Origin of the sequence: Streptosporangium jomthongense (genome assembly GCF_042650425.1) — a bacterium.
Taxonomy (GTDB): Bacteria; Actinomycetota; Actinomycetes; order Streptosporangiales; family Streptosporangiaceae; genus Streptosporangium.
Genome location: NZ_JBHSBC010000034.1, coordinates 76,701 through 86,858, shown reverse-complemented (window position 1 = coordinate 86,858; position 10,158 = coordinate 76,701). Strand labels below are relative to the sequence as shown.

Annotated in this window: 10 protein-coding genes; 7 read left to right on the top strand and 3 right to left on the bottom strand. The window is 71.3% G+C overall.

All coding sequences use genetic code 11. From position 1 onward, the window contains the following. Nucleotides 1-33: 33 nt before the first annotated feature. On the bottom strand, nt 34-201 hold the full coding sequence (locus ACFOYY_RS30345) for a hypothetical protein (protein ID WP_352014906.1): 168 nt from the start codon (nt 199-201) through the stop codon (nt 34-36). Nucleotides 202-317: 116 nt separating this feature from the next. Between ACFOYY_RS30345 and ACFOYY_RS30340 the strand changes: the two genes are divergently transcribed. After that, on the top strand, nt 318-1,010 hold the full coding sequence (locus ACFOYY_RS30340; RefSeq protein WP_386194309.1) for a response regulator transcription factor: 693 nt from the start codon (nt 318-320) through the stop codon (nt 1,008-1,010). Here ACFOYY_RS30340 and ACFOYY_RS30335 read toward each other — a convergent pair. Further along, nucleotides 989-1,510 carry a hypothetical protein gene (locus tag ACFOYY_RS30335; RefSeq protein ID WP_386194306.1) on the bottom strand — a complete coding sequence of 174 codons (522 nt, stop codon included), beginning with the start codon at nt 1,508-1,510 and terminating at the stop codon, nt 989-991. The two genes, ACFOYY_RS30340 and ACFOYY_RS30335, sit on opposite strands and share 22 nt — an antisense overlap. Before the next feature lie 226 nt (nt 1,511-1,736). Between ACFOYY_RS30335 and ACFOYY_RS30330 the strand changes: the two genes are divergently transcribed. Genes ACFOYY_RS30330 through ACFOYY_RS30320 form a run of 3 tightly spaced genes read left to right on the top strand, consistent with a single transcriptional unit; the run spans nt 1,737 to nt 4,271 of the window. Further along, nucleotides 1,737-2,090, top strand: a complete 354-nt coding sequence (locus ACFOYY_RS30330) for an STAS domain-containing protein (protein WP_352014903.1) — start codon at nt 1,737-1,739, stop codon at nt 2,088-2,090. Next, on the top strand, nt 2,087-2,767 hold the full coding sequence (locus tag ACFOYY_RS30325; RefSeq protein WP_352014902.1) for a glycosyltransferase family 2 protein: 681 nt from the start codon (nt 2,087-2,089) through the stop codon (nt 2,765-2,767). The genes ACFOYY_RS30330 and ACFOYY_RS30325 overlap by 4 nt, the downstream gene beginning before the upstream one ends. Before the next feature lie 43 nt (nt 2,768-2,810). Next, nucleotides 2,811-4,271 (top strand): glycosyltransferase 87 family protein, encoded by a 1,461-nt coding sequence (locus tag ACFOYY_RS30320; protein WP_386194302.1) that lies wholly within the window; start codon nt 2,811-2,813, stop codon nt 4,269-4,271. Here ACFOYY_RS30320 and ACFOYY_RS30315 read toward each other — a convergent pair. Continuing rightward, a complete protein-coding gene (locus ACFOYY_RS30315) occupies nt 4,153-6,372 on the bottom strand; it encodes a hypothetical protein (RefSeq protein WP_386194299.1) in 2,220 nt (739 codons plus the stop codon). The two genes, ACFOYY_RS30320 and ACFOYY_RS30315, sit on opposite strands and share 119 nt — an antisense overlap. Before the next feature lie 89 nt (nt 6,373-6,461). Between ACFOYY_RS30315 and ACFOYY_RS30310 the strand changes: the two genes are divergently transcribed. From ACFOYY_RS30310 to serS, 3 genes are all read left to right on the top strand, one after another. Then, on the top strand, nt 6,462-7,754 hold the full coding sequence (locus tag ACFOYY_RS30310) for a glycosyltransferase 87 family protein (RefSeq protein WP_386194296.1): 1,293 nt from the start codon (nt 6,462-6,464) through the stop codon (nt 7,752-7,754). Between the two features lie 42 nt (nt 7,755-7,796). Next, nucleotides 7,797-8,717, top strand: coding sequence for a prephenate dehydratase (gene pheA / locus ACFOYY_RS30305; RefSeq protein WP_352014898.1), 921 nt, complete (start codon nt 7,797-7,799; stop codon nt 8,715-8,717). Nucleotides 8,718-8,780: 63 nt separating this feature from the next. Next, nucleotides 8,781-10,043: a serine--tRNA ligase gene (gene serS, locus ACFOYY_RS30300; protein ID WP_352014897.1), complete on the top strand. Its 1,263-nt coding sequence runs from the start codon at nt 8,781-8,783 to the stop codon at nt 10,041-10,043. The last annotated feature ends 115 nt before the right edge of the window (nt 10,044-10,158 follow it).

Here is a 10,158-nt window from a genome sequence, read left to right as displayed (position 1 = left end):
CGCCACCGTCGAGAAGCCAGGCGAGCAGGAGGGTCACTTGGACATCTTGCTCACGATCGTGACCGCGGCGACCACGATGAGGGCCACGACGCCGAGTACGAAGACGAACTTGAGCAGTCCGAACACGGCGGGAATGACGATCCCGAGGACCACGTAGATCGCGAGAAGGGCGCCCACGACGCCCAGGACGGTACGAACCATGCCAGCAACCGTATGTTCCACGACGGCCTGGCGGGCGTGGGAAACCATAACGATCTCGTTCTTACAGGACGGTGACGGAGGGTGTCGATCATGAGGAACGGGCCTACGGTGTAACCATGAGCGCGCGGATTCTGGTGGTCGAGGACGACCCGGCGATCGCCGAGGTCGTGGCCCGCTACCTGGAACGCGACGGCCACCGGGTCGAGTGCGTCGACGACGGCGCCGAGGCGCTGAGACTCGCCCTGGCCGACCCGCCCGACCTGCTCGTTCTCGACCTGGCGCCATCCGGGACGGACGGCCTCCAGGTGTGCAGGAGGCTCAGGGAACGCCGGCCCGTCCCCGTGATCATGCTGACCGCGCTCGGTGAGGAGATCGACCGGGTCGTCGGCCTTGAGATCGGCGCCGACGACTACGTCACCAAGCCCTTCAGCCCGAGGGAACTGGCCCTGCGGGTGCGCTCCGTGCTGGGCCGGGCCCGTGGCGCCACCGCCCCCTCGGGCACCGGCGTGCTCGGGGACGGCGACCTGACGGCGGACGTCGGCACCCGCGAGGTACGGCGCGGCGGCCGGGAGATCACACTGACCGCCCGCGAGTTCGACCTTCTGACCCATCTGATGCGTCACCCCCGCCAGGCCTTCAGCCGTTCGGCCCTGCTCGACCAGGTCTGGGGGTGGTCCTTCGGCGACTCCTCGACGGTGACCGTGCACGTGCGCAGACTCAGGGAGAAGGTGGAGGAGGACCCGACCGCGCCGCGGCGCATCGTCACGGTCTGGGGGGTCGGCTACCGCTACGAGCCGTCCGCCCCGTAGTGATCCTCGGTGCGGTCAGTCCGCGGCGTAGGGATGGACGCCTCCCGGGGCGCGTCGTCCGGGTCGAGCTCGATCGGCAGCAGGCCTCGACGGTCGGGCTCGACACGCTGGTAGGAGACCGGCGTCCTCGGGCTGTCGAAGGACTCGGCGATGGCGCGGAACGTGGGACACGGCCACCGCCACATACAGCTGCGGCAACGCAGGATCGGATTGGCGGCGTCGCTGGTGATGCCGCCCGCGTCGCGTGGCTGGTGCAGGTCGAGCAGCCTGATGCCCAGCGTCGCGAGGCCGAGCAGCTCCTCGCGCGCGCCTTCGAGGAAGTCGAGGTCCGCGCTCGCCAGACGGGTTCTGATCGGGACGTATCCCTCACGGTTCACCAGGACACGCAGAGAGTGGGCGGCGTCGTGCCACGAGGTCGCCTTCTCGGTGCGGGTGACCATGGCCTCCAGGTGCTCGCGGAGACGTTGCCGTTGCGGATCTTCAGAAAGGTCGGTGTTCATCGATGCTTTCGGGCCCGTTTCTACTCAACGGCCGCCACTGACGTAGCGCGGGACGGTCTGGAGGCTCTCGGGTCTCTCCTTCTTTCCGGCCAAGCCGGTGTAGCTGTGCGTCAAGTTTTGCGCACCCAGAGTTTTCGTGAGGCCTAAACGGGGGACAAAGGGCCGACGACTCGGGACGCGTGGCGGAAACGTGACCGGTGGCCTTCGCGCCGCTAGTGTGCCCGCTGTGGAGCTAAAAGTCTCAACTCGATCACATGACGGGCACACCGTCATGGCCATAATCGGCGAAATCGACCTGTATACCGCGCCTGGCCTGCAGGCCGAGTTCACTCGGCTGCTCCAGGAGAGCCCGGCCACCCACGTGGTCATCGACATGTCGGGTGTGGAGTTCTGCGACTCCACCGGGATGAACGTGCTGCTGTCGGCGCTCAAACGGCTGCGCGAACGCGGCGGCACCCTGGAACTGGCCGCGCCGCGTCCGGCCGTCCGTAAGATCCTCCAGGTCACCGGCCTCGACTCGGTCTTCACCGTGTACGAGGCGATGCCCGAGAAGCTGCTTTCGGCGAAGCGACAAGCATGACCGGGACAGCGGTGATCATCCCGGCCAAGGACGAGGCCGACCGGATCGGCGCGACCGTGACCGCGGCACTGGAACTGGCCGGTGTCGACCTCGTCATGGTCGTGGACGACGGCTCGGCCGACCAGACAGGCCGGGTGGCGAAGGCCGCAGGAGCCCGGGTCATCCGGCACAGCCGAAACCGCGGCAAGGCCGCCGCCATGGAGAGCGGAGCGGAGGCCGTACGACTGCTCGACGGTGAGTCCCCCCGCCACCTGCTCTTCCTCGACGCGGACCTGGGGGAGACGGCCCGCGAGGCCGAACCGCTGATCAAACCGGTCACGGCGGGCGAGGCGGACATGACCATCGCCGTCTTCGTCACCCGGGTGAAGCTCGGCGGCCACGGGTTCGTGGTGAACCTGGCGCGGCGGGGCATCGAGCGCGCGACCGGTTGGACGCCGACCCAGCCGCTCAACGGGCAGCGCTGCCTGACCAGGGCCGCCTTCGAGGCCGCCCGCCCACTGGCCGGGGGGTTCGGCGTCGAGACGGCGCTGACGATCGACCTGGTCCGCAAGGGCTTCCGGGTGCGGGAGGTCGAGGTCGAGATGTCGCACCGGGCCACCGGCACCGACTGGAAGGCGCAGCTCCACCGGGCGAAGCAGTTCCGCGACGTCGCCTGGGCGCTTCTGGTCCGGGGATAGCCTCCCGGCCTGGGCACCACCCCGGGTGTGCTGGAATTTGCGGGTGACCCAGGACGTGACCGTGGCCGGCGACACACGGGTTGCCGCGCGGGGCACGCCGCGGGCGCTCGACGTCGCCGCGTTCGTCGCGCTCGGACTCTCGGCCGGGCTGACGGTCCTGATCGGGCTGCTCGGTCCCTCCGTCATGGTCCCCGAACTGGCCGGGCCCGCCTGGCAGCCGCCGTACTCGCTTGGGGTGCGGCCTGAGGCCCACCTGGTGATCGGTCTGGCGGCGGCGGCGATCCTGCTCGGGGGCGTCGGTCTCGCGGGTGCCCTGCGGGCCAGGTGGCGGCCTGATCCGCGCCTGCTGGCCGGGCTTGGCTGCGCCGTCGTCGCGTTGCTGGCCTTCCTGCCGCCCTCCGGGTCGGCCGACCATCTCAACTACGCCGCCTACGGCCGGTTGGCCACACTCGGCCACAACCCTTACGAGACGGCTCCCTCTGCTCTGCCCGCCGATCCGGTGCTCGGCGCGGTCGAGGAGTGGACGGGCGTGACCAGCGTCTACGGGCCGGTGGCGACGGCCGTACAGGCGTTGGCGAGCCTGGTGGGGGGAGAGTCGGTCCGGCTGACCGTCTTCGTGATGGCGCTGGTCAACGCCATGGCCTTCGCGGGTACGGCGTCGCTGCTCGACCGTTTCACCCGGGACGACCCGGTCCTGCGGGCCAGGGCGGCGTTGCTGTGGGCGGCGAACCCGCTGATGATCTACCACCTGGGCGCCGGGACGCACGTGGACACCCTGGCCGTGGCCTGCATGGTCGCCGCCCTGATGGCCAAGGGGGCGGGCTCCGGGCTGCTGCTCGGGGTGGGGATCGGGGTGAAGCTGAACGCCGGGCTCGTCGCCCTCGGCCCCGCCTGGGAGTTGCGCCGCCGTCCCGGCAGGCTCGCCGTCGTCGCGGGCACCGCGACGGCGACCGTGCTGGCGATCTACGCGGTGGCGGGGCCGCACGTGCTCGACCAGGTCGGCGCGGCCAGCAGGAAGGTCTCCCTGGCCACGCCGTGGCAGCTGGTCAAGACGGGGCTCCAGGAGGCGTTCGGGCCCGGTGCCTACTCGGCCTGGACCCAGGCGGGCTCGCTGGCGCTGCTCGTCCTGCTGGCCTGGCTGCTCCTGCGGGCCGCGCCGGACCACTCGGCGCCCGGGGTCGCCGTCGCGATCGTGGTCGCCTGGCTGTTCGCCGCGACCTACGCGCTGCCGTGGTACGACGGGCTGGCCTTCGCCCTGCTGGCCATGGTCGCCTGGCCCGCCCTTGAGGGCTTCCTGGTGGCCAGGGTCGTCATCCTGTCGCTGGGATATCTGCCCGCGAGGGAGGCGTTGCGCCCGGAGGACATGCTCTGGCTGCGGACCGTCGTCAGGCAGCAGGTGGTGCCGTGGTCCCTGCTGGCTCTGACGGTCGCGCTGGCGTGGTGGGCGGCGCGGTCCGCAGCGCGCGCACGCAGGCGGTCAGCGTCAACGGCACCGCGACCGTGAGGGCCATCGCCGGGATCGCGATGCCCGAGTCGTTCATCAGGAACCCGACCAGCGCGCACGCCAGCGCGCCGATCAACCCGGCGCGCAGCGGCGGCGCCGCCGCGTAGGCGCGGGCCAGCGCCGAGGCGCCCCACCGGGAGGGGCGGTCGAGCACCAGGAACAGGAACGCCAGCGCGACCAGCGACAGCAGGGACAGCGACCAGTTGCCGACCGTCACCCCGATCATGGCCCCGAACTTGCGGCTGACGACCGTCCAGGCCTCGCCGTCCAGCACCTGCTGCACGAAGGTGCCCAGGTGGGTACGGCGTTCGGCGGGCTTGAGCCAGTCGACGACCGCGATGGCCCCGATCAGCAGGGCGCCGGCCAGGCCAACCAGGACGAGCTTGAGCGGTGAGACCCGGCTTCCGACCAGCAGGATCAGGAAGACGGCCACCCCGATGAGGAAGGCGGGCACCCCGCCGAAGTCGGCGCCCCACGCGGGCCAGCCGTCGGCGAACACCGCCAGCGCGCCGTAGAGCAGGCAGAAGGCGAACGCCGGCAGGCGTCGTCCCCGGGAGATCAACCAGTGGGCGATGCCCGCCATGGCCAGGATCGTTCCGGCCGAGTAGACCGCGAAGGCGATGTTGCCGAAGCCGTAGAACCGCCCGCCGGTGACCGGTTCGTAGCCGGTGACCGCGTTCACCTGCAGGGACGATCCGGTCATCACGTCGCCGAGCAGGGTCAGCGAGGTGACCGAGGCGACCACGGTCAGCGGCCCCAGGACGCTCCTGCGCCACGGCCCGGTCAGGGCGACCCCGGCCAGGGCGCCCGCGATGCCGAGGATGGTCACGATGACCGACGCCATCGGGGCGGAGAACGTCCACCAGGGCACGAGCTGCGCCAGGAAGGTCGCGACCGGGATGGACCCGCCGACCGTCGCGACGACCCCGGTGGCGGCCAGCGCCCGCGAACCGCCCCAGCCCCGCCGTACGGCGAAGGCGGCCAGCAGGTAGAACAGCAGTTGGGCGCTGACGAAGACCGCGAAGAACGGCCCCTGCACCCGGCGTAGCACCTGGCTGGCCAGGTCGGCCTCCGCCAGGCTCCGCACGACCTCTCCGGCGGCTTCTCCCGTGGTCCGAGCGCCCTGCGTCGCGTTCGTCCAGGGACGCCCGACGGCGCCGTCGGGCACGCCGAGGCCGAGCAGGGTGAGCGCGGTCGCGGTCAGGTCGGTGTTGGTGACCAGCCCCTCCTGCCTGGTCGAGGAGGCCCCCAGATAGCCGGGACCGTACGGCCCGCCGCCCGGCGAGGGGCCGTCGGCGATCGCGACGTGCAGGTGCGCCGAGACCGCGGCGTCCGACAGGCCGCCGAGCAGGACCGTGCCGCCCTGGGGAAGTCCGGTCAGCAGCGCGCCCACCCCTCGGTCGGCGGCCGCGACGGCCTCCCGCCTGGCCTGGTCGGACAGCGCGGAGGGAACTCCGTCGGCGTCCACCGGGCGGGCGAGCCACGCCGTGGTGAGGTCGGGGATCTCCACCACGACCAGCCGGTACGGCGTCAGGTCACCAAGCCCCGCGACGTCTGGCGCATATTTACCGATTTTTCCGGATTTGTTGGCGGCGGCCAGGGCGGCTCCCGGCCCGGCCGCCGCGACCTTTCCTCCGGCGTCGACAACCCGCTGCCCCAGCAGCCCCAGGACCGGCCGGTAGGAGGTCTCGGTGGCGTTGAACGTCACCAGCTCCTGCCAGCCGGGCACACTCGCCCCGCCGTCCTGGTCGGCCACCGGCTGGGCGGGCGGAGCGCAGGAGCCTCCCGGGGCACCCGCCCGCTGCCCCGCCGAGATCGTCAGCCAGCCCGCGACCGGGCAGGTGAGGCTCCGCGAGGGCGGCGGAACAGCCCTGGTCGACATCGAGGCCGAGGCGCCCCGCTCGACGAGACGCCACAGGTTCGGCGTCCGCGTCCGGTCGAGATCGCCCCACTGGAGGCCGGGCACCCCGACCACCACGACCCTGGCGGGCCCCGCCTCGGCGTGGGCGGCGGCCGTACCGGTGAACAGGAACCCGGCGAGTATCGGCAACGTCAACAGGACGGCCAGCGCGGCGCGGACGTGCCCAGCACCGGAACCCATACGTCTCCCTCGTTGTCCACACCCCGTCGGCGACCCTGTCCACGGTCCGCCACGCCCACGGTAGCCTGCCTGGTCGTGAGGAATGGCTCGTGAGGAATGGCTCGACCGTGACAGGGCGGGCGCCGTGGGCACGGCTGCTCGCACGGCTGCCCGCGCTGCTGGTCGTGCTGGTCGCGCTCGCCCCGCTGGTGCTTCCCTGGCTGGGCAACGTCGACGACCAGCGCCTGGTCGACCTGGACGTCTACCGTACCGGCGGCCGGGAGCTGCTTGAGGGACGTCCGGTCTACGACTTCATGACGCCCGCGCCGCAGCTGCTGCCGTTCACCTATCCGCCGATCGCGGCGATGCTGGCCACGCCGCTGGCGATGATGTCCTGGCCGGTGGCGCAGTGGGTGTGGACCGGGCTGATCCTCCTGACGCTCGCCGTCACTGTCCGCTACGCCTTCCGCCCGGCCCTGGAACGCCCGGCCCTGGAACGGCCGGCTTTCGAACGGCAGGGCGGGTGGCGGCTGCCGCTGCTCCTGGCGCTGCTGACGGTCGCCTGCGCCTACCTGATGCCGATCAGGGACCAGTTCCGCTTCGGCCAAGTGGACATCCTGCTCGTCGCGCTCTGCCTGGCCGACTGTGTCGCCCCCAGGCCGCCGTGGCCGCGCGGCCTGCTGATCGGCCTGGCGACCGCGGTCAAGCTCACCCCGGGCGTCTTCCTGATCTATCTCCTGCTGACCGGCTTCGGCCCCGGTGCCAGGAAGGAGCAGCGTGACGCCTTCCTCATGGCCACCTTCACCGCCACGCTGCTGACGGTGCTGCCGTTCCTGGTCATCCCGTCCGACGCCGCCGACTTCTGGTTCGGCGCGCTGCTCGACCCGGAACGGCTCGGCGCGAACGCCGCGACCACCAACCAGTCCGTGCGCGGCATGCTCATCCGGCTCTACCTGCCCGACCAGCTCACCTCCCTGCTCTGGCTCGCGCTGGTCGCGGTGATCGCCTGGTACGGCTTCCGCCACGCCCGCAGGGCCCTGCTCGACGGGCACCCGACGACGGCGGTCGCCCTGGTCGGCCTGATGGCCGTACTGCTTTCGCCGGTCGCCTGGATCCACCACCTGGCCTGGGTCGTCGTGGTCCTCGGCGCGCTGGCGGGTGACGGCCGCGACCCGGTGCGCGTCCGCGTCGCCGCCGGGGTCTGGCTGTACTACGTGCTGCCCGTTCCCTGGTGGGGGGTGACGATCAAGGCGGCGGAGATCCCGGTCCTCAGCCCCGTGGTCGGCAAGATCGTGCAGAACGGTTTCGGCCTCGGCGCGCTCGTCCTGGTCTGGCTGCTCGGGGTGTGGCTGCCCCGCCGCAGGGCGGCCCTCCCGGGCGATGCGGCCCGCCTGAAAGCCTGATTCCAGGCACGTTTCCCGGTGGGCGGCGGATAACCTGTGGTCATGCCCAGACTCGCCTACCTGGGACCGGAGGGCACCTTCACCGAAGAGGCCCTGCGGACCCTGGCTCCGGACGCCGAGCGACTGCCCTGCGCCAACGTCAGCGCCGCGCTCGACGCGGCCCGCCAGGGTGAGGCCGACGGTGCCGTCGTCCCCCTGGAGAACTCCATCGAAGGCGGCATCGCCACCACCCTGGACGAACTGGCCTGGGGCGAGCCGCTGCTCATCGTCGCCGAGCTGCTGCTGCCCGTCGAGTTCTCCCTCCTGGTACGGCCGGGCACCCGCATGCGTGACATCAAGCGGATCTTCACCCACCCGGCGGCGATCACCCAGTGCCGTGGCTTCACCGCCCGTGAGCTGCCCGAGGCCGTGGTGGTCGCCGCCCCCTCGACGGCCGCCGCCGCCCAGGAGGTCGCGCTGCCCGGCTCGCCGTACGACGCGGCCATCGCGGCGCGTATCGCGGGCGACAACTACGGCCTGGTCGAGCTGGTCGCCAACGTGGGTGACCGGTCCGACACGGTGACCAGGTTCATCCAGGTGACACGCCCCGGGGTGCTGCCCGCGCCGACCGGCGCGGACCGCACCTCCCTGGTGGCCTTCCTCTCCGACGACCACCCCGGCGCGCTGCTGGAGATGCTCACCGAGTTCTCCGTGCGGGGGGTCAACCTGAGCCGCATCGAGTCACGGCCGACCGGTGACGGCATCGGCCGTTACTTCTTCCACTTCGACCTCGAAGGCCACGTGACCGACGCCAGGGTCGGCGAGGCGGTCTCCGGGCTGCACCGGGTCAGCTCCGACGTGCGCTTCCTGGGCAGCTACCCCCGCGCGGACGGCCTGACGCCCCAGGTCAAGAGGGGCACCTCCGACTCCGACTTCACCGAGGCCGCCGACTGGCTGGCCCGCGTCAGGGCGGGACAGGTCTAAGACAGCCCTAAGACGGGCTTAATAGGCGCACAGGCCGTGGCATGACGTCGGTAGCCTTGTGCTGTGATTGACCTGCGTACCCTTCGTGAGGAACCCGACCGGCTACGGGCGTCGCAGCGTGCCCGCGGTGAGGACGACACCGTCGTCCAGACGCTGCTCGACCTGGACGAGCGCAGGCGCGGCGCGCTGAGTCGCTTCGAGTCGCTGCGCGCCGAGCAGAAGAGCATCGGCAAGTCGGTCTCCCGCGCCTCCGGCGAGGAGAAGGCCGCGCTGCTCGACCGGGCCAAGGAGCTCGCCACGCAGGTCAAGTCAGCGGAGAGCGAGGCGGAGAAACTCGCGGCCGAGCTCGACCAGCTGCTCCAGACGGTGCCCAACATCGTCGAGGAGGGCGCTCCCCACGGCGGCGAGGACGACTACGTGGTGCTTGAGGAGGTCGGCGACAAGCCGGTCTTCGACTTCGAGCCGCGTGACCACCTCGAACTGGGCGAACTGCTCGGCGCGATCGACATGGAGCGCGGAGCGAAGGTCTCGGGGTCGAGGTTCTTCTTCCTGAAGGGCGTCGGCGCCCGCCTGCAGCTCGGCCTGCTCAACATGGCCATGCAGCAGGCGATCGAGGCGGGATTCGTCCCGATGATCCCGCCGGTGCTGGTCAAGCCCGAGTCGATGCAGGGCACCGGCTTCCTCGGCGCCCACGCGAGCGAGGTCTACCACCTGCCGGAGGAGGACCTGTTCCTGGTCGGCACCAGCGAGGTGCCGATGGCGGCCTACCACGCCGACGAGATCCTCGACGGCGCCGAGCTGCCCTACCGCTACGCCGGGTGGTCGTCCTGCTTCCGCAGGGAGGCGGGCTCCTACGGCAAGGACACCAGGGGCATCATCCGCGTCCACCAGTTCGACAAGGTCGAGATGTTCTCCTACTGCCGTCCCGAGGAGGCCGCGGCGGAGCACCAGCGCCTGCTGGCCTGGGAGAAGGAGATGCTCGCCAAGATCGAGGTGCCCTACCGCATCATCGACACCGCGGCGGGCGACCTCGGGGCGAGCGCGGCGCGCAAGTTCGACTGCGAGGCGTGGGTGCCGAGCCAGGGCCGCTACCGCGAGCTCACCTCGACCTCCAACTGCACCGAGTTCCAGGCCCGTCGCCTGGCCGTACGGTTCCGTGACAAGGACGGCAAGCCCCAGCACGTGGCCACGCTGAACGGCACCCTGGCCACCACCCGGTGGATCGTCGCCATCCTGGAGAACCACCAGCGGGCCGACGGGTCGGTCGAGGTTCCCAAGGCGCTGCGCCCCTTCGTCGGACTCGACGTCCTCGAACCGGTCAAGTAGTCACCCGGACCGGAGTCGTCAGGAAGGCCTCTCGCTGTCTTTGTGGCGGGGGGCCTTCATTGATCCCTAGGCAGGGTCTTCCGTGGCCTCTGGAGGGCCTTCAGGGCTTCCCACG